Source organism: Yinghuangia seranimata, assembly GCF_029953285.1.
Taxonomy (GTDB): Bacteria; Actinomycetota; Actinomycetes; order Streptomycetales; family Streptomycetaceae; genus Yinghuangia; species Yinghuangia seranimata.
On sequence record NZ_JASAOI010000054.1, the window covers coordinates 1 to 19313 of the forward strand.

A 19313-nucleotide genomic window follows, 5' to 3' on the forward strand; every position below is an offset into this window, starting at 1 on the left:
CCCCCCCCACCCGGCGGGGGGCGGCCGCCCCCGGCCGGCCCGCCACCGGCCGTTGGGGTTTCAGCGCCTCCGTCAGCGGCCGACGGTGACCGGCTCGCGGTCCGACCGGGGGTCTCCGTCGCCGGACGCCTGCCCGTCGATGTGCTTGCGCAGGCTGTCGCCTTCGACGTCGACGTTGGGAAGGATCCGGTCGAGCCACTTCGGCAGCCACCACGCGGACTTGCCCAGCAGCGCGAGCACCGCCGGGACGACGGCCATGCGCACCACGAACGCGTCGAAGAAGACCGCGCCGGCCAGGCCGAGGCCGATCATCTTGATCATCGAGTCGGTCGCGCCGATAAAGCCGGCGAACACCGCGATCATGATGATCGCCGCGGCGGTCACCACCCGGGCCCCGTGCCGGAAGCCGCTGACCACGGCCTCGCGCGGGCTCTCCCCGTGCACGAACGCCTCACGCATGCCGGTGACCAGGAACACCTCGTAGTCCATCGCGAGGCCGAACACCACGCCGACCAGGAAGATCGGCATCATGCTCATGATCGGCCCGGTCTGCTGGACGCCGAACAGGTCGGCCATCCAGCCCCACTGGAAGATCATGACCACCAGGCCCAGCGACGCGGCGACCGACAACAGGAAGCCGAGCGCCGCCTTGAGCGGCACCAGGATCGACCGGAACACCGCGATCAGCAGCAGGAACGCGAGGCCGACCACGAGGATCAGGTACGGCAGCAGCGCGTCGTTCAGCTTCTGCGAGAAGTCGATGTTCATCGCCGGGGTGCCGCCCACGTAGGTGCGGGTGCCCGCGGCGTCGTCCGCCTTCCCGACCGCGGCGCGGATGTCGTGCACCAGCGTCTCGGTCTTGGGGTCGCTCGGCTTGGTGGTCGGGGTCACCGCGATGGTGGCCAGGTCGCCCTTGCGGTTGAGCATCGCCTGGCCGACCGACGCGACGCCCTTGCCCCGCAGCCCGTCGACCTGGTTGCGCACCGCCTCCGCGGCACCGTGCGGGTCGGAGGCCTTCGCGGTGTCGACGACCAGCAGCAGCGGCCCGTTGAAGCCGGGGCCGAAGCTCTCGGCGAGCATGTCGTACGCCTTGCGCTGCGTCGTGCTCGTCGGCTTGGCGCTGTCGTCCGGCAGGCCGAGGTTCATGCTCGCGGCCGGAAGCGCGATGGCACCGAGGCCGAGGACGGCCGCGATGAGCACCAGCGCGGGACGGCGCAGCACGAAACGGGCCCACCGCGACCCCATGTTCGGCTTCTCGTCCGCGGGCGGCGCCGAGACGTTCAACTCGGCGGCACGCTTGCGGTCCTTGCGGCCGAAGATGCGCTTGCCCGCGAAGCCGAGCAGCGCCGGGACGAAGGTGAGCGCCACAAGCACCGCGATGACCACGGTGAACGCCGCGGCCAGACCCATCTCGGTGAGCATCGGGATGTTCACGACGGCCAGCCCGGACAGCGCGATGACCACGGTCAGGCCGGCGAAGACCACCGCCGAGCCCGCGGTGCCCACGGCCCGCCCCGCGGCCTCCTCGGGTTCGCGGCCGAGCCTCAGCTCGGTGCGGAAGCGGGAGACGATGAAGAGCGCGTAGTCGATGCCGACCGCGAGGCCGATCATCATGGCGAGCGTGGACGTGCTGTCCGACAGGTCGAAGACGCCCGCCACCGCGGTGATCCCGGCGATGCCGACACCGACGCCGAGGATCGCGGTGAGCAGCGGCAGCCCGGCGGCGATCATCGCGCCGAACGTGATCGCCAGCACAACGGCCGCCACAGCCACGCCGATGATCTCGCCGTTGCCGACGCTGCTCTGGGAGCGCAGCGCGTCGCCGCCCACCTCGACGTCGATCCCGGCGGCACGGCCCTGGTCGACGGCGTTCTCGAGGGTGTCGCGGCTGGAGTCCTTCAGCAGGTCGGCGCCCACCGTGTAGTCGACGGTGGCGTACGCCGTTCTGCCGTCCGAACTCACCGTCTGCGGCGCGAGCGGGTCCGTCACACCCGCGATCTCCTGGGTGCCCTTCAGAGCGCCGATGGTCTTCTCGACCGCGGCCTTGTTCTGCGCGGCGTCGATGCGCTGCCCGTCCTTGGCGTGGAACACGACGCGCGCGGTGGCACCGCCGCCGGCGGCGTCGGGGCTGCGCTCCTCCAGCAGGTCGACGGCCTTCTGGGCCTCGATTCCGGGGATCGAGAACGGCTTGGCGGCGGGCTTGGACGCGGACGCGGCACCGAAGCCGACGGCGACGAGCACCGCAAGCCATATGAACAGCACCAGGCGCCTTCGGCGGAACGCGGTCCGGCCGAGCCCGTACAAGAAGGTGGCCATGAGAGGGAACTCCGGGTCGATCAGAGGGAAAACGGACGCATAGGACCGGCCCGCGGCGACGTAGGTCGCCGCTCCGGAACGCGGCCAGGGCACACCGCGACCGCGGGTGCCGGCTCAGCCGCACAAAGGGAGAGGTGAGGAGAGGTGAAAGGTCTGGTGAAGTGACGCCCGCCGCTGGCCGACGGCGTGGACGTCAGACGCCGCCGCGTCTCCCGCGCACCCGCACCCGCGGCACAGGCCGGCGACGTGTCGGGCGGGCATCAGCGATGCGGAGCAGGTGGTGCATGCGGCGGTTCTCCTGAAGGACGGCCACCCCACGAAGGGGCCGGCCGCCGGATGAATCCATTAATCGAACAATCACAAGTCTCGCCGCCGCCCGGCCCCCGGGAGTCCTCCACGAGGCCCGAAGTTCCGTACTTCGCGGGGCGTACGCCCGCCGTCTCAGCACTCCCGCCACGCGCCCACCGGCCGACGCCGCCGAACTCCTCGGACGCGTAGTGGCGTTCGTCACGGCCACCCCCGAACCGCCCGGGGCCGCACACGCAGAAACGCCCCGGACGAGGATCTCGTTCGGGGCGACTGGACTCTTCAGAGCGAGTGGCCAGGGGCGGGGTCGAACCGCCGACCTTCCGATTTTCAGTCGGACGCTCGTACCAACTGAGCTACCTGGCCTGGAGATTGGAGAATCCGCCTTGCGGCGGATCCATCCAGCGGTCCTGACGGGATTTGAACCCGCGGCCTTCACCTTGACAGGGTGACGAGCACTCCAAACTGCTCCACAGGACCTTGCTTTTTTGTTGTACCGAACCGGGTTGTTCCCGCCCCGTTCGGTGTTGCTTCACTCTACCGTACTGGCCGTCCGGCTTCGTGCGTGCCCCCAACGGGATTCGAACCCGTGCTACCGCCTTGAAAGGGCGACGTCCTAGGCCACTAGACGATGGGGGCTTGGTGGCCGGTCCGGCGTCTTGTTGCCGTCGGGGACGGTCAGAACTATACGGGGTGCTCGGCCCGATCGGCAAAACGGATTCCCGGAGGCCTCCCGAGGCGGGGTCCGGCGCGCAGAATGGGGGCGTGCTGGAGATGTCGCGTGAGGAGTTCGAGGAGCTGGTCGCGGAGGCGTTGGACCGGATCCCGCCGGAGCTGACCGCGCTCATGGACAACGTCGCGATCTTCGTCGAGGACGACCCGGATCCGGGCGGGCCCGAGCTGCTCGGGCTGTACGAGGGCATCCCGCTCACCGAGCGCGGCGACTGGTACGCCGGGGTCCTGCCGGACCGCATCACGATCTACCGGAACCCCACGCTCCGGATCTGCGAGACGTACGAGCACGTGGTCGAGGAGGTCGAGATCACGGTCGTGCACGAGGTCGCGCACCACTTCGGGATCGACGACGAGCGGCTGCACGAGCTCGGCTACGGGTGAGGGCGCGGGCGGTGCGGGTCGCGCTCCGGGCGGCGCGCGGCGCGCCGGTACGCTGACCGGCACCGCCGGGCGGAGTCATGTGTGGTCGAGCCCGACCGGAGCATCCGTCGAGCGAGGAGGCCGCAGCGATGAGCCCCGGGCCGCATCCCGTGCCGGGCCCCGCCGGCACCCCGGACGCGCCCGCGTCGTCGCGACACGGCCAGGGCCCCGTGCTGGCGGCCGTCTCGGTGGGCGGTGCGGTCGGCGCGGTCGCGCGGTACGCGGCCGGCCTGTGGTGGCCGACACCCGCAGGGACGTTCCCCTGGACCACGTTCGTCGTGAACGTTGTCGGCTGTGCGGCGATCGGCGTCCTGATGGTGCTGGTCCTGGAGGTCCGCAAGCCGCACCCGCTGTGGCGGCCGTTCCTGGGCACCGGCGTGCTCGGCGGCTTCACGACGTTCTCGACGTACGCCGTCGACATCCAGCGCCTCGTCGACCGGGGCCGGGCCGCCGTCGCGGTCGCCTACCTCGGGGCGACGCTCCTCGCCGCCATGGCGGCCGTCTGGGCGGCCACGACGCTCACCCGCCGGCTGCACCCGATGCCGGCGCCCCAGGCCGCGGAGGCCGGCCCGTGAACTGGCTGCTCGTGGTGCTCGGCGCCATGGTCGGCGCGCCGCTGCGCTACCTGACCGACCGCGCGATGCAGGCCGGCCAGGCGCGGACCGACGCCGTCCTCCCGTGGGGCACGTTCACCGTGAACGTCCTCGGCAGCCTCGTGCTCGGCCTGCTGACCGGCGCCGCGGCGGCGGGGGCGACGTCGTCGCATGTGCAGGTGCTGGTCGGCACCGGGTTCTGCGGCGCGCTGACGACGTACTCGACGTTCTCGTACGAGACCCTCCGCCTGTACGAGACGGGCAACCGCTGGTCGGCCGCCGCGAACGTCGCCGTGACGCTGGCCGCCGGGCTCGCCGCCGCGTTCGCCGGAGCCGGGCTCGCCGACGCGTTCTGGGGCTGATTCCGCGGCCGTTCCGGGGCCGACGGGCTCACCCGCCGACTGATCGCGCGCCGCACGGAACCCGCCCGCACGCGCTCCCTCGTATGGGTGATGCCGGGGCGCCCGAGGATTCACCCCCGCCGGGCCCGCCAAGGATCCTGACAGGGACTCAGGGCGGGGAGGCACGATGGGTGAAGACGTCAGGGGGGCACCGGACTTCGAGGAGCCGGCCTTTCGGTACGGACCGAGCAGGCGCTCCGAGCCCCCGCTGAGCGTCGGCGCCTGGACGGAGAGCGGGACGCGCGCCCCGGCGGCCGACCGCGCGCCGTCCGCCGAGCCGGGACCGTCGGGCATCGGCCCGGAGCGGATGGTTCAGGCGGCGGTACCGCGCGCCCGGGGGGCGCGGTGGGTTCCGCCGGGTGAGGACGACTTCGGTGGACTGGACGGACTCGGCGGCGGCGGCCCGGTCGGCTCCCGGCTCGGGCCGGTCGAGTCGGCCCGCCACGTGGAACCCGAGGGGGCCGTGGAACCCGAGGGGCCTGTAGAGGCTTCCGCAGAACCGGAGTTCGGCGGCTGGGAGTCGTCCCAGACCTGGTATGCCGGGCCCGTCCCGGAGCCGGTGGAGCGCACCGCGCACACCGAGGATTCGGCGCCCACAATGCCCGCCGAGCCGCCCAGGCCCGCCGAGCCTGCCGAGCCCGCCGAGCCCGCCGAAGAACCCGAACGCCTCGAACATCCTGAGCTTCCCGAACCGACCGAGCCGCCCGCGTGGACCGGGCACGCGGAACAGGTCGACCACGCCGAATACGCCGACTCCGCCGCGTACGCCGACGTCGAAGCCGAAGAGCCCGCCTTCGTCGTCACCACCGCCACCATGCACCCCCTCCATGCCGCCCACGTCCCCGCTCCGCACATCCCCGCTCCCCAAGTCCCTGCCACCCAGGTGGAGTTGCGCCGCGGCCGGCACACGTCCGACGAGCGCCGCGCCGGCGAGTCGCTCCCGATCGACGCCCTGGTCGGCCACGAACTGCGGGTGCAGCGCGGCGCGTTCGAGATCGCGGTGATGCTGGTCGCCCCGGCGCTCGCGCTCGTCGGGCTGCTGTACTACTTCGGCTGGGCCCGCAGCGTGGCGCTCGCCGACTTCCTCGGCATCGACGAGGACGTGCTCGGCTACACGACCCGCGACTACCTGCTCCGCAGCGTCGACACGCTCTACCGCCCGATGCTCGTCGCCGTCGCGGTCCTCCTCGCGGCGCGCATGATCCACCCACCGCTCCTGGTCAGACTCCGCCGCCACCGCCGCCTCGCCGCACGCCTGTCATGGCTGCTGCGCTGCGCATGGCTGTTCGTGCCGGCCGCGACGTGGGCGGTCGTGTTCCGCTGGCCGGGGCACTGGCCGCAGTTCTGGCCGCTGCTGCTTCCCGGGGCGCTCACGGTGGGCGTGCTGGTGTCGGCGTACGGCGTCCTGCTGTCGCGCCAGGTCGGGTCGCACCGGCGGGTGACGGGAATGGGCGTGCGGCCGTGGTCGTTGTCAGTGGTGCTGACCGCGGCGGCGGTGGTGCTGTGCCTGTTCTGGACGCTCGGGGCGTACGCCCAGGCGAACGGGCAGGTGGCCGCGCTCCGCCTCGTCCGCGACCTCCCGTCGCGCACGTCCGTCCTCGTGTACTCGGCCGACGACCTCAGGGTCGGCGCCGACCAGGGGGTCACGGTGGAGGCACTGACGGGGCGCGACTCGCCGTACCGCTTCCGGTACGGCGGCCTCCGGTTGCTGCGCCGGGCCGAGGGCAGGCTGTTCCTGCTGCCCGACCACTGGTCGTGGGACCGGCCGCGGCTCATCGTCGTCCGCGACGACGCAAGGGTGCGTGTGGAGTACGTTCGCACGCGCTGACCTGCGAAAACGTGGTGCGTGGTCAGCGAGCCGGCCGACATCCTGTAGGCTGGTAGATCGACTCGTGTTCATCTCCAGACGCCGACGGCAAAGCGTGGCGTCTCACAGGCTCGTTCAGGTGCTCAGCAGAGGGTCGCCAAGACATGCGACCGATTCAGGGCTGCGGACCTCCGACGTGCCGTATTCGGAAGGTTCTGCATGCCCCCGCTGTCCCATGACTCTGTCACGCCCATGCCCGCCGACGCCGACGTCGCGGTGACCGAAGAAGCGGTCGTCGAGACCGCCGAGGCCACCGAGGCGCCCGCGGTCGACATCGACGCGACCACCGCCGTGGACACCGACGACACCCACAACGACACCGCCGACGTCGCGGCCGACGCCGACGACGAGGACCTCGACGCGGACGACCTCGCCGAGGACGAGGCGGACGACGCCGAGGAAGCCGCGGACGAGGCCGACGCCGAGGAAGCCCCCGAGCTCGGCCCCACGTTCGCCGAGCTCGGCGTCCCGGACGCCATCGTCGACGCCCTCGACCGCCGCGGCGTCCGCCACGCGTTCCCGATCCAGGCCGCCACGCTGCCCGACGCGATCGCCGGCAAGGACATCCTCGGCCGCGGCCGCACCGGCTCCGGCAAGACCCTGGGCTTCGGCCTGCCGACGCTGACCCGCCTGAGCGGCCAGAAGGCCCGCGCGAAGCGCCCGCTGGCGCTCGTGCTGGTGCCGACCCGCGAGCTGGCGATGCAGGTGCACGACGCGCTCGAGCCGTACGGCCGGGTGCTCGACCTGCGCATGAAGGTGGTCTGCGGCGGCATGTCGATGCCCCGTCAGATCATGGCCCTCGAGCGGGGCGTCGAGATCCTCGTCGCCACCCCGGGCCGTCTCCAGGACCTCGTCGACCGCGGCGCGTGCTCGCTCGACTCGGTGAAGATCGCCGTGCTCGACGAGGCCGACCAGATGGCCGACATGGGCTTCCTGCCCGAGGTCTCCGCGCTTCTCGACCTGGTTCCGGCCGGCGGCCAGCGCATGCTGTTCTCGGCGACGCTGGACAACGGCGTCGACGCGATCGTCAAGCGCTACCTGACCGACCCGGTCACGCACTCGGTCGACCCGCACGCGTCGTCGGTCACCACGATGACCCACCACGTCTTCACGGTGCAGCCGAAGGACAAGGTGTACGTCACGGCCGCCATCGCGGCGCGCCGCGGCCGCACCATGGTCTTCGTCCGCACCAAGTTCGGCGCCGACCGGGTCGCCGCGCAGCTGCGCGAGGCCGGGGTGCGCGCCGAGGCGCTGCACGGCGGCATGACGCAGGGCGCGCGCACCCGCACGCTGGCCGAGTTCAAGGAAGGCCAGACGCCGGTGCTGGTCGCGACGGACGTCGCGGCGCGCGGCATCCACGTCGACGGCATCGACCTGGTCCTGCACGTGGACCCGGCCGGCGACCCGAAGGACTACCTCCACCGCGCGGGCCGCACGGCGCGTGCCGGCGAGGAGGGCATGGTCGTGACGCTGGCGCTGCCGCACCAGCGCCGTTCCGTGGACCGGCTGATGGAGGCGGCGGGCATCGAGCCCGAGCGCCTGCGCGTCACCGGCAGCAGCGACCAGGAGATGCGCCGCATCACCGGTGCGCGCACGCTCTCCGAGGTCAAGGCGCAGTCGGTCGCCGACGCGGCGGTCGCCGCCGAGGAGGAGGCCGAGCGCCTCGCGACCCGCATCGTCGAGCTGAAGGCCCGCGCGGCCGAGCTGCGGCGCAAGGCGGCCGAGCTGGCCGAGGCGGCGCAGCGCAAGGACGCCGAGGAGAAGGCCCGTCCGCCGCGCGCCGAGCGGCCGTACGAGCGCACCGAGCGTTCCTACGAGCGCAGTGACCGTGGTGACCGTGGCGACCGTGGCGACCGCGGCGAGCGCTCGTACGACCGGGGCGACCGCGGCGACCGCCGTGGCCCGCGCCGCGACGACCGTGGCGACCGTCCGTCGTACGGCGACCGTGGCGACCGTCCCTCGTACGGCGACCGCGGCCCGCGCCGTGACGACCGTGGTGACCGTGGCGAGCGCCCGTCGTACGGCGAGCGTTCCTACGGCGGCGACCGCGGCCCGCGCCGCGAGGGTGGCTACCGTGACGGCGGCGCCCGCTCCGGCGGCGGCTTCGCCGGCCGGGACCGGCAGCACGAGGGCGGCTACCGCGGCCCGCGTGGCGACCGTGCGGACCGTCCGTCGTACGGCGACCGGCCGCGCAGCGACCGCCCGTACAGCGACCGGCCGTTCAACGACCGTCCGCGTGGCGAGCGTCCGTCCTACGGCGAGCGTTCCTACGGCGGCGACCGCTCGTTCGACCGCGGCCCGCGCCACGACCGGCACGACGGCCCGCGCCGTGAGGGCGACCGCAAGCCGCGCTGGAAGAGCTGACGCATAACGCGTTCCGGTCCGGCCGCGGGCAGCGGCCTGACCGGTGAAGGCGAAGGGGCGGCCCCGGAGGATTTCCTCCGGGGCCGCCCCTTTGTCGTGCCTGGTTCGGCCTTGCGACTTCGTCGTGCCTGCTTCAGCCTGACGCCGGAAGGCCGTTCAGCGCTCCGCGGCCTCGGCCGCGACCTGTCCGGCCGGCCCGTGGTCCGGCACGCGCGGCGCGGCGAGCTGCGTGGCCTGCGCGACGAGCCGGCCTTCGGCGTCCCAGATCTCGCAGACCTCGTCGATCAGGCCGCCCTGGACGAGCCGGGCGTGGTGCCGCACGGTGACCGGGCCGGGGGCGGGTACGGCGCGTACGTACACGGTCAGTTGCAGCGTCGGCACCCAGCCGGGCACGCCGAGGTCGAGGGTGACCGGCGGAAGGACGTCGGCGATGAACAGCAGCGCGAGCGGGTCGACCGGGTGGCCGTCGGCGAACGCCACGCGGCCCGCGAACTCGCCGATGCCGGCGGGCGCGCCGACCGCGAAGCCGAGGCCGCTGGGGTCGAGTTCGAGCACGACCTCGTCCATGACCGGCAGCGTGAAGCCGCTGACGGGCTCGTACGTCGGGACGCGCATGAGGTGTTCGGGCGGGGACAGCGGCGCGGGCGGATTGGCGCCCCACCACGGCTCGTCGCCGGCCTCCAGCGTGCCGAGGGTGAGGTTGGCCTCGATGCGGGCGCGGCCGTCCTGGACGAGCCGGGCGCGCGCGTTGGTGACGGTGCGTCCGGCGCGGATGAGTTCGACGTGGACCTCGGCGGGGCCGGGGTCCGGCGCGACTATGTACGCGGCGGTCGCGGCGAGCGGGTGCGCGTGCGCGGACCCCGCCGCGGCGGCCTCGGCCAGCGCGGCCCTGGCCAGCACCGCGAGCAGGTAACCGCCGTTGGGCTTGCCGCCGATGGTCCACATGGCGTCGATGTCGACGCGGTGGACGCCGGGTGCCCCGGGGACCGGGGTTGTTGCCGTCGCGGCCGCGAACCCTGCCACAGCGATCGCCTCCTTGCGGTGCTACTGCACGTTTCTCGGTGCTCGGTTCATCAAGGGAACCGACGGTAGCAGGACATAGTTACCGATGGGTAATAATCGTGTGGCGCGTCTCACGCGGGGACGGGTCCCGCGCGGAAACGGAAGGCGGGCATCCGCCGGGGATGCCCGCCATCCGTACGCCCGCCGGGAGCCGGCCCGCCGGCCGTCAGCCCGTCGGCCGCACGTGCACGAGGATCTGCGCGATCGCCTTGATGAGGTCGCCCGGGTCGGTCGAGGGCACCGCGAGGCCGCCGGTGGCCTTGGCGATGTCCGTGAGCGTCGCCATGTCGGCGTTGGCGCCGTACCCGACCGCGAAGATCGGCAGCGGCTTCTGCGGGTTCTGGAGCTTCTGCAGCTGCGCGAGGAACGCCGGCTTGGCCATGCTGAACGCGGTGTCCTCGTCCTTGCCGTCGGTCAGCAGGAAGATCTGGTTGAACGCCGCCGGGTCGTACGACTTCTGCGCGTCGGCGACCGCGTCCAGCACCGTGCGGTACAGCGGGGTCCCGGCGCCGTTCTGCGCGGCCAGTGTGGTGAGCGTCTTGGTGACGGTCTCCTTGCGGGACGCGCCGCCGGACAGCTTCTCGTCGAGCGGGCCCTCGGGCACGCGTTCGACCCACGGGCCCTTCTGCGTCGGCGAGACCGCGAACTGGCGGACGCCGACCTCGGTCGTCTTGCCCAGCAACTGCGTCGTCTCGATGCTGGATTCGCGCATGATGTCGGCCTTGGTCTTGCCGTCCTTGCCCTTCACCGGCTCGTTCATCGAGCCGGAGCCGTCCACCAGGATCATCACCCGGAACGGCATCGGCTTGTAGTCCGCCCACGCCTGCACCATCTTCGCGACCTGCGACAGGTCGCCGGACGGCGCCGCCTGCTGCGGCGTCGGGGGCGCGAAGCGCACGGTCTGCGACAGCGCGGGCGGCGGCTGCTGGTCGGGGCCGCGGAACCCGGCCTGCGCGACCGCCTTCATCCCGTCGGCCGAACGCAGCGCGCCGAGCACCTCGTTGGCGCGGTCGGCGGTGCGCTTGTCGGCGCTCGCGGACTGCGACAGCACGGCCGGGTAGTCGGCCTGGACCAGGGTGCCGGACGGGTACAGCGGGACGTACGGCACGCCCGGGTGGTTGTGGTCGTACGCCCACAGCGCCTGCTCGGTGACGGCGAACGCGCCGACCTCGTTGAGCGCCTGCTGCGGGTCGGACATGCCCGACGACTTCGACATCAGCGTCGCCGCCGGCGTCTCCGCGTCGCTGATGTTGCTGCGGAACGCGAACGTCTTCATCGCCGCGACCATCGGGTCGTTGTTCATCGCGCTCATCGACGCGGTCAACGCCACGACGCCCAGCAGGCCTTCGGTGGTGCGGGTGCTGCTGACCGTGAACCTCGGCAGCGTCCGGTCGTCGATCCGGTTGAGGAACGTCACCCAATCCGGCGGTTTCTCAAACCACTTCTGCGCGATCGCCACGGACTCGGGAGCCGCGACGACGAGCGGCGAGAACGCCGTCGGCGTGCCGGTCAGCGGGTACGGATTGCGGTCGCCCAGCACCGCCGCCGCCTGTTGCAGGCGCATCGACGAGTCGGCGATCCACAGGTCGGGGACGGGCTCGGAGCCCGCCCGTAACGCGCCCAGCAGGTCCGCGGCCGGACGGCTGCTCACCTCGACCGCGTTGCAGCCCTTGCTCTTGTTGATGCCGCCCGCGACGGTGGCCACGACCGGCGCGAACTCGGGCGAGGCGACCGCCCGCACCGGGGCGGCACCGCCGCACCCGCCCTGGCCCGCGGCCGTACCGCCGTTGCGGCCATGGCCCTTCGTCGGACCGTGGTACATCAGCACATACGCGACGCCTAAGCCGAACGCGACCAGGAACGCCAGCACCGCCAGGATCCGACCGCGCCGCCCGGCCCGGCGCGGACTCCTGCGTCCGCCACCGCCACCACCGCCGCGCGCCGACCGCCGCCGGTCCGCCCGGCTCGGCGGCCCGGCGGGCGGCTGATACACGGCGGGCCGGTCGTACCCGGGCGCCTGCCGCGCGCCGTACCCCTGTTCCCCACCACCCCCTACGGGCGTCCCGCGCGCGGGCGTGGGACTCACCGACCAGGGCACCCCGGAAGGAGGCTGATGCGGCAGGTCGCGCGGGTCCGCCTGGTTGACCCTGCGGTGTCCTCTGGGGGCGCCGTGTCCGTGCCGCCGCTGTCTGCTCGCCATTGACCCTTGTCCCCCGACGCAGTCTGAAGAAGGAATCGACGTGCCAAAGACATTTCGATCGGAACAATAGCGCGGAAGAAACAAGATCACTCTAAAATGGGCATATTACTGAAAGTAACTCAACACTCCGTCTCGCTATGCCGACAAATTCCCCCGAACCCGCTCCACCGCAGACCAGCGGCCTGATCCACCACCTAACAGCGCGTCAGATCACCGCCTGGGAGCGGAACCTGTAATTCCGACATCTGCCACCATTTCCCCGGCGAATTCCCCGCCTTAATGCCCGCCCGCCACGCGGAGAGTCACCGCCCCGCCGACCCCCGCAGAATTCCCCACGCGCCCCGCACCGCGCCCCGCCCGCCTTTCCCCGCCCCGGCCAACCACCCACAGTGGCGGTCCCGCCACCCCACCCCGACCCGCGCCACCCCACGGGCGGATACCCCGAAGCATCAGACAGACGATCCGGGTACTCTTCCCCTGGGCACGGTGCCGACCACGACCACCGCCGCCCACGGGCCGCTAGCTCAATCGGCAGAGCAGCGGACTTTTAATCCGCGGGTTCAGGGTTCGATCCCCTGGCGGCCCACCCGCAAAAAACCCCGGCCCATGAGGGCCGGGGTTCTGTGTTTGCGGCCGTGCCGCGGAGCATCGCGCTACGCGTCAGCCGCCCTGGCCGGCGCTGCCGATCGGGCCGACCTTGATCGGGGCGCCGCCGCTCTTGACGGGGAGCTTGGCGGCGCCGGGCCAGGCGACGGTGACGGACTTCGTCTCGTCCGGCGGGGTCACCACCAGGCCGGTGATGCGGACCCCGGAGGCCTCGCCCATGTTCTCGACCGGGTAGTTGACGCCGAAGGACACCCCCTTGCCGCTCTTGAGCGTGATCGAGACGGGCTCCTGGCCGGTGCGCTGCGCGGGTATCTCGCCCGCGTCGGTCTTCAGGTTGACGCCCGCGTAGCCGGCCATCGTGCAGTCCGGGCCGTTGTTCGTGAACGTGACCGCGACAGTGCCGTCGGGGTCGCCGCCGATGGTGTTGTCGATCGCGGTGGTCTTCAGCTGGTCGGTCCGGCACTTGGCGGTCTTGCCGCCGCCGCCCGAGGTGGTTCCGGCGCCGGCACTCGTACCCTGGGCGCCGCCGTTGCCGCTCTGCCCGCCGGACGCCTTCCCGCCGCCCTGGCTTCCGCTGCCCGGGCTTCCGCCGCCCTGGGTTCCGCCTTGACTGCCTTGGCCGGTGCCACCTGAACTTCCGCCGGGGTTGGCCGTGTTGGGCGCGGCGGGCGCCTGGCCTCCGGGCGTGTTGGACGAAGCACCTTGCGCAGCGCCGGAGTCCGAGCCCTGGCAAGCGGTCATCAGCAGGGCGCCGACGACGAGGGCTGCGGAGGCGAGGACGGTCTGGCGGCGGTTCGCGGACATGCAAAGACCCCTTGATATCGCGTAGTTGAAGCCTCGATCGAGCCGGGCTCCCCGGTGCTTGCGTGATCAACCCTGTCGGGCCCGCCACGGTCTCGGGAACCCACGTCGGCGTTCCACGACACCGCTGTCACCAACCAGTGACATGGTCACAAGACGCAACAGGCCCCCGACGCGTGGCGGACGGAAGCCTCCGTGGAATGCACGCTTACGGCCCACGCTCGCTGCGACACTGAACGGGGATGTCGTTGCGGCCGGGCAGGGGGCGGACCGTGGGGCGCAAGCAGGCACTGTTGATCGCGACGTACGACTACGCCGACGCCGCGCTGAGCCGACTGACCGCGCCCGCGCACGACGCGGACGACCTCGCCGAGGTGCTCGGCGACCCCGCAATCGGCGGCTTCGAAGTGACGATGCTCGTCAACGAGCCCCACCACCGCGTGGGCGAGGCCATCGGCGACCTGTACCGCGACCAGCGGCGCGACGACCTGACGCTGCTCTACTTCACCGGGCACGGGCTCAAGGACGACAGTGGCCGCCTGTACATGGCGATGGCCAACACCCGCCGCGACAACCTCCTGTTCACGGCGGTCACTGCCGAACAGGTCGACCAGGCCATGTCGGCGTCGATGGCGCGGCAGAACGTCCTGGTCCTCGACTGCTGCTACAGCGGCGCGTTCCCAGCGGGACGGTTCGCCAAGGCGGACAGCAGTGTGCACGCGCTGGACCGGTTCCGCGGCCAGGGCCGCTCGGTGCTGACGGCGTCCGACGCCACGCAGTACGCCTTCGAGGGCGACCAGCTGCACGGCGAGACCGCCGCCAGGTCGGTCTTCACCCGTCACCTCGTCGCCGGGCTGCGCGACGGCAGCGCCGACCTCGACCGTGACGGCAACATCACGTTGGACGAGCTGTACGGCTACGTGTACGACCGGGTCGTCGCCGAAGTCCCGCAGCAGCGCCCGAAGAAGCAGGACAACGTCGAGGGGCGCATCGTCATAGCGCGCAACGTCAACTGGACGCTCCCGGAGCACGTCCGCGACGCGCTGCGAAGCCCGCTCGTCGAGACGCGTCTGAGCGTGTTCACGGCCCTGGGGCACCTCGGTCGGGTCGGCAACGCGACGGTGCGCGCCAAGGTCGTTTCCGTGCTCGAGGAACTGACGGACGACGACAGCCGCCGCGTGTGCGCCGCGGCCGCGGACGTTCTGCGCGAACTCGGTGAGGCGCCGCCTGAGACTCCCGCGGTCCCGGACGCCGACGCCGACGCCGACGCCGCTGAAGCGCGGATTGCCGCGCTGACCAGCCAACTGGCGGCAGCGAAAGAGGAATTCGAGGACTGGAAGCTGGAACTCGCGCAACAGCTCTGGGCCGAGGGTCCACACGGGGACACTGTGCTCGTGTGGCCTTGGCTCGAGGAATTCACCACCATGGCAAAGGCCTTGCGTGAGTCTCCCTCTCACCTCTTGCGGGATCGGCGGCGGGCAGGGCTTCCGGAGATCGGCATCGAAGAGGCGATGCGCGCCGCGCGTCGCCTCTCACCCTGGGAGGACATCATGCTGGGCTCCGGCCCGCCGCCCGGGCCACCGCCCTTACCTGTCTTCCGCCCTTTCTGGTTCTCGGTGCCGGAGCCACGCCGGATGGTGTCGCCGCCTGGGCCGCCCGCCGCCGAGCTGATCGCTGTTCCGGGCATCTGGTACCTCGCGGTCGGAGAACTCGACGACGGGTGGATCGTGGAGGTGGAGAGCGAACGCTGGGTGCTGAAGGACGTCAGCCGCGTCCAGCGCGGCGACTGAGCGGGCACGGTCGCGACGGGGCGACCACACACCGGCAACCGCTGTCAGCGTTTTCACCGGTTAGACTGACGGCATGACCGCCGCCGACCCCCGCCCGCTCTCCGGTGAGCCGATGTCGATCGACCTGCTCAACACGGTGTGGACCGACGCGGCCGGGGAGCACGACCTGCTCGGCGATGCCGCCGGGCTCGTTGTGTGGCTGGGTACGCCCACGGTGGCGGCCCGGGTGCCCGGCGGTCTGCCTGCCGAGGCGACGGGCGCCGAGGCGGTCGCGAATCTGCGCGTCGCCCGTACCGCGGTGGCGGAGGTGTTCGAGGATCCGGACGCGCCCGCCGCCCACGTCGCGTTCAACGCCGTGCTCGGGCACGGTGCGTTCCGTCGCGCGCTCACGTCGGACGGGCCCGCGGCCGTCCCCGAGACCGACTCACCCTCCTGGCTGGTGGCGTGGCTCGCCGTCGAGGACTATCTCCGTCTGCTGGAGGACCGCCCGGCCCGGTTGCGGCGTTGCGCGAACCCGGCGTGCACGCTGCGGTTCTACGACACGTCGAAGAACGGTACCCGGCGCTGGTGTTCGATGTCCGGCTGCGGCAACCGCGCCAAGGCGTCGCGGCATTACGACCGGCACACGCGGTAGGTCCGCCCGGCGTAACCGTCAGCGGCCGACGGTCCGGAACGCGCCGCGGTACGCCTGCGGTGTCGTCCCCACCACCCGCCGGAACCGCTCCCGAAAGGCGGTCGGTGACCCGAACCCCGCCTGCAGCGCGATGCGTTCGACGGGGTGGTCGGTGCTCTCCAGCAGGTACTGCGCGTTCCGCACCCGCGTGCGGTGCAGCCACTGCAAGGGCGTCGTGCCGGTCTGGTCGCGGAAGTAGCGGTTGAGGGTCCGCGTGCTCATGCCGGCCTGCGCCGCTATGGCGTCGAGGGTGAGTTCGCGGTGCGCGTTGTCGGCGAGCCAGCGCAGCACCGGTTCGAGGGCCGACCCCCGCGGCGCGGGCGGATGCTCGCGGACGATGAACTGGGCCTGGCCGCCCTCGCGTTCGAGCGGCATCACGGCCCCTCGGGCGGCCTCCGCAGCGACCGCGGAACCGTGGTCGCTGCGGATCATGTGCAGGCACAGGTCGAGCCCGGCGGCCGCGCCCGCCGAGGTCAGCAGCTGGCCGTTGTCGATGTACAGCACGTCGGGATCGACGTCGATCAGCGGGTAGCGCGCGGCGAGTTCGGCGGCGGCGAGCCAGTGCGTCGTGGCGCGCAGTCCGTCGAGCAGGCCGGTCGCGGCGAGGATGAACGCGCCGACGCAGACTGACGCGATGCGGGTCCCGGCGGCGGCCGCCGTCCGCAGGGCGTCCAGCACCTCGTCGGGCACCGGCGCCGCGATGTCCTCGACGCCGGGCAGCACGATCGTGTCGGCACCTTCGAGCCCGTCGAGCCCCCACGGGGCGGAGAGCCGGAAGGCGCCCGCGTCGACGTCGGGGCCGAGCGCGCAGACCCGGGTCGCGTAGCCGGGCGAGCCGTCCGCGAGCCGGATGCGCTTGAACGCCTCGAGCGGCGTGGCCAGGTCGAACGGGATGACGCCGTCGAGCGCGAGGATCGCCACGGTGTGCATGCCGCGAGTCTAGGCCGGCCGTGGCGGGAATCCGTGGGGACGGGTCGTTTTTGCCACTGCCCGGGCACGGCAGCCGCCCGTAGCGTCGGGGCGGTGAACAAGTTCCTGCTGACCCTCCACGTCCTCGCCGCGGTCCTGGCGGTGGGTCCGGTCGCCGTGGCCGCGAGCATGTTCCCGGCGGCGGTGCGCCGGGCGGTGGCGGACGGCGGCGGGCCGGGGTCCGTCGCGTCCGTCCGCACGCTGCACCGTGTGTGCCGGGTCTACGCGGTGCTCGGCATCGGCGTCCCGGTGTTCGGTTTCGCGACCGCGAGCTCCATGGGCGTGCTCGGCAGCGCGTGGCTGGTCGCGTCGATCGCGATCACGACCGTCGCGGCGGGCGTCCTCGCGGTGTTCGTCCTGCCGCGGCAGGACGCGCTGCTGTCCGACGTCGCCGCCCTGCCCGGCGGCGCCGCCGCGCCGGACCCGCGGCGGCTGGTCCGGCTGGCGATGCTGACCGGCGCGTTCAACGTCCTGTGGGCGACGGTGACCGTCCTCATGATCGTGCGCCCCGGCTCGACCACGGGTGCGTGATCGGGCCGGGGCGCACAGCGCGGGCCGGACGGACGAACTACGCGGTCTCGGCCTCCGCCGCGCCGGCGGCCGGTGCGGCCGAGCTCACCGGGATCGTCTCGCCGCGGAAGAACCCCGGCCGGATCGCCCGGTAGCCGAACATCAGCACGGCACCGACCAGGAGGCCGCCGATGCCGGTGAGGAACACACCGCCGAGCTCCCAGTGCGGCGGGAAGGGCAGCGTCCAGAACGTCGACCCGTAGTCGGGGTCGGCGTAGACGACGCACGCGTCGACGAAGAAGTACAGGAGCAGCAGGCCACCGAGCAGCGGCATGACGCCCTTCGTCAGCATGTCGCGCGGGCTGCGCCTGAGCACCTTGCGGTAGTACCAGGCGCACGCGAACCCGGTGAGCCCGTAGTAGAACGCGATCATCAAGCCGATCGAGCCGATCGAGTCGGTCAGGATGTTGGTGCTCACTCTCGTGAGGACGACATAGAAGACGACCGACGCGATGCCCATGCCGACCGTCGACCACGTCGGGATCCGGGTGCGCGGGTGGATGCGCGCGAACTTGTCGGGGATCGCCTTGAAGGCGGACATCGAGAGCGCCGTGCGCGCCGTCGGCAGGATGGTGGTCTGCGTCGACGCCGCGGCCGAGGTCAGGACCATGAACACGAGCAGCTTGGCCAGGAACCAGCCGACCCCGGCCGTGCCGAACACCTCGGTGCCGAGGCCGGACAGCACGTCGCCGGCGTTGTCCGGGTTGGCCAGGCCGATCCCGGTGTCGCCGGCCCCGGCGTACGCCTGGGCGGAGGTGCTGATCAGGACGTACACCAGGAGCAGCAGCACCGTGGAGATGACCGCGGCGCGCCCGGGCGTGCGTTCCTTGTCCTCGGTCTCCTCGTTGACCGCGACCGCGGAGTCCCAGCCCCAGTAGATGAAGACGCCGGCCAGCACGCCCTTGGTGAGCGCGTCCGTCGAGTCGATCTCGAACGGGTTGAACCACGACCACGCGACGTGCGACGACTCGGCCGGCGCCGAGCCGAAGTACACGTGCCACAGCGCCGTGACGCCGAGCACGGCGAGCATGATGACCTCGATGCTCAGCAGCACCTTCTGGAAGTTCGCCGAGACCTCGATGCCCAGGTAGCAGATCCAGGTCATCAGGACGATCCACACCACGCCCGCGAGCGTGGTCCACCACGTGCTGTCGGCCAGCCCGTAGGCGCCGACCAGTTGGAACCCGTACTGCCCGGCGATCTGCGCCAGGTTGGCCATGACGATGATGTCGGCGGCGATGATCCCCCAGCCGCCCATCCATCCGGTCTTGGGGCCGAACGCCCGCGAGCCCCACGTGAACGTGGTCCCGCAGTCGGGGTCGGCCTCGTTCATCTCCTTGTACGCGTAGGCGACCAGGAACATCGGGATGAACGCCAGGACCATCACGATCGGGGACTGGAGCCCGACCCCGGCCACGATGATCCCGAGCGTCGCCGCGAGACTGTACGCCGGCGCCGTAGACGCCAGTCCGATCACAACGCTGGACACCAGTCCCAGCGCACCGCTCTTGAGCCCCTTGCCGCCCGGTTCCGGTTCAGGGACGGGACCGGCGGCTCTCGGGATGTTCGCGGTGGCCATCAAACGCCTCCCCGGGGATGGGGTGCGCCGCCGCCGCGCTCACCGCACAGGGGTGCCGTGG

General features: G+C 72.1%; 14 protein-coding genes and 4 tRNA genes. 9 read left to right on the forward strand and 9 right to left on the reverse strand.

Translation table 11 applies throughout. The features are described 5' to 3' along the window. Positions 1 to 72 precede the first annotated feature (72 nt). The 4 genes from QI554_RS31830 to QI554_RS31845 form a co-directional block, all read right to left on the reverse strand. Complete coding sequence (locus QI554_RS31830; protein WP_281474865.1) at positions 73 to 2316, reverse strand: MMPL family transporter; 2244 nt, start codon at positions 2314 to 2316, stop codon at positions 73 to 75. Between the two features lie 598 nt (positions 2317 to 2914). After that, positions 2915 to 2988, reverse strand: a tRNA-Phe gene (locus QI554_RS31835). Positions 2989 to 3027: 39 nt separating this feature from the next. Continuing rightward, positions 3028 to 3102: transfer RNA gene (locus tag QI554_RS31840), tRNA-Asp, on the reverse strand. Positions 3103 to 3188: 86 nt separating this feature from the next. After that, positions 3189 to 3261: transfer RNA gene (locus tag QI554_RS31845), tRNA-Glu, on the reverse strand. Positions 3262 to 3396: 135 nt separating this feature from the next. Between QI554_RS31845 and QI554_RS31850 the strand changes: the two genes are divergently transcribed. The 5 genes from QI554_RS31850 to QI554_RS31870 all read left to right on the forward strand — a co-directional run bounded on the left by QI554_RS31850 (position 3397) and on the right by QI554_RS31870 (position 9002). After that, on the forward strand, positions 3397 to 3738 hold the full coding sequence (locus QI554_RS31850; protein WP_281475231.1) for a metallopeptidase family protein: 342 nt from the start codon (positions 3397 to 3399) through the stop codon (positions 3736 to 3738). A gap of 128 nt (positions 3739 to 3866) precedes the next feature. After that, positions 3867 to 4352 (forward strand): fluoride efflux transporter CrcB, encoded by a 486-nt coding sequence (gene crcB / locus QI554_RS31855; protein ID WP_281474867.1) that lies wholly within the window; start codon positions 3867 to 3869, stop codon positions 4350 to 4352. Continuing rightward, complete coding sequence (crcB, locus tag QI554_RS31860; protein ID WP_281474869.1) at positions 4349 to 4732, forward strand: fluoride efflux transporter CrcB; 384 nt, start codon at positions 4349 to 4351, stop codon at positions 4730 to 4732. Before crcB (QI554_RS31855) ends, crcB (QI554_RS31860) begins: the two co-directional genes overlap by 4 nt. Before the next feature lie 166 nt (positions 4733 to 4898). After that, the gene (locus QI554_RS31865) at positions 4899 to 6599 is read left to right on the forward strand and encodes a hypothetical protein (RefSeq protein WP_281474870.1); all 1701 of its coding nucleotides are present in this window, start codon (positions 4899 to 4901) and stop codon (positions 6597 to 6599) included. 231 nt (positions 6600 to 6830) lie between these two features. Further along, a complete protein-coding gene (locus QI554_RS31870; RefSeq protein ID WP_281474872.1) occupies positions 6831 to 9002 on the forward strand; it encodes a DEAD/DEAH box helicase in 2172 nt (723 codons plus the stop codon). 156 nt (positions 9003 to 9158) lie between these two features. Here the strand turns inward: QI554_RS31870 and QI554_RS31875 are convergent, their stop codons facing one another. Further along, positions 9159 to 10025, reverse strand: coding sequence for a thioesterase family protein (locus QI554_RS31875; protein WP_281474874.1), 867 nt, complete (start codon positions 10023 to 10025; stop codon positions 9159 to 9161). A 205-nt stretch (positions 10026 to 10230) separates the two neighbouring features. Further along, positions 10231 to 11934, reverse strand: coding sequence for a VWA domain-containing protein (locus tag QI554_RS31880; RefSeq protein WP_281474876.1), 1704 nt, complete (start codon positions 11932 to 11934; stop codon positions 10231 to 10233). Between the two features lie 843 nt (positions 11935 to 12777). Here QI554_RS31880 and QI554_RS31885 point away from each other — a divergent pair. Beyond that, a tRNA-Lys gene (locus QI554_RS31885) sits at positions 12778 to 12850 on the forward strand. Positions 12851 to 12924: 74 nt separating this feature from the next. On the opposite strand, the gene QI554_RS31890 is transcribed toward QI554_RS31885, so the two are convergent. Continuing rightward, positions 12925 to 13674, reverse strand: coding sequence for a DUF4232 domain-containing protein (locus QI554_RS31890; protein WP_281474878.1), 750 nt, complete (start codon positions 13672 to 13674; stop codon positions 12925 to 12927). A 269-nt stretch (positions 13675 to 13943) separates the two neighbouring features. On the opposite strand from QI554_RS31890, the gene QI554_RS31895 reads away from it, so the two are divergent. After that, a complete protein-coding gene (locus QI554_RS31895; RefSeq protein WP_281474880.1) occupies positions 13944 to 15461 on the forward strand; it encodes a caspase family protein in 1518 nt (505 codons plus the stop codon). A gap of 73 nt (positions 15462 to 15534) precedes the next feature. Beyond that, positions 15535 to 16095, forward strand: coding sequence for a CGNR zinc finger domain-containing protein (locus QI554_RS31900; protein ID WP_281474881.1), 561 nt, complete (start codon positions 15535 to 15537; stop codon positions 16093 to 16095). Positions 16096 to 16113: 18 nt separating this feature from the next. Here the strand turns inward: QI554_RS31900 and QI554_RS31905 are convergent, their stop codons facing one another. After that, on the reverse strand, positions 16114 to 17064 hold the full coding sequence (locus tag QI554_RS31905) for a GlxA family transcriptional regulator (RefSeq protein ID WP_281474883.1): 951 nt from the start codon (positions 17062 to 17064) through the stop codon (positions 16114 to 16116). Positions 17065 to 17157: 93 nt separating this feature from the next. Here QI554_RS31905 and QI554_RS31910 point away from each other — a divergent pair, with 93 nt between their 5' ends. After that, positions 17158 to 17634, forward strand: coding sequence for a hypothetical protein (locus QI554_RS31910; protein WP_281474885.1), 477 nt, complete (start codon positions 17158 to 17160; stop codon positions 17632 to 17634). A 37-nt stretch (positions 17635 to 17671) separates the two neighbouring features. Here the strand turns inward: QI554_RS31910 and QI554_RS31915 are convergent, their stop codons facing one another. Continuing rightward, a complete protein-coding gene (locus QI554_RS31915; protein WP_281474887.1) occupies positions 17672 to 19252 on the reverse strand; it encodes an APC family permease in 1581 nt (526 codons plus the stop codon). Between the last annotated feature and the right edge of the window lie 61 nt (positions 19253 to 19313).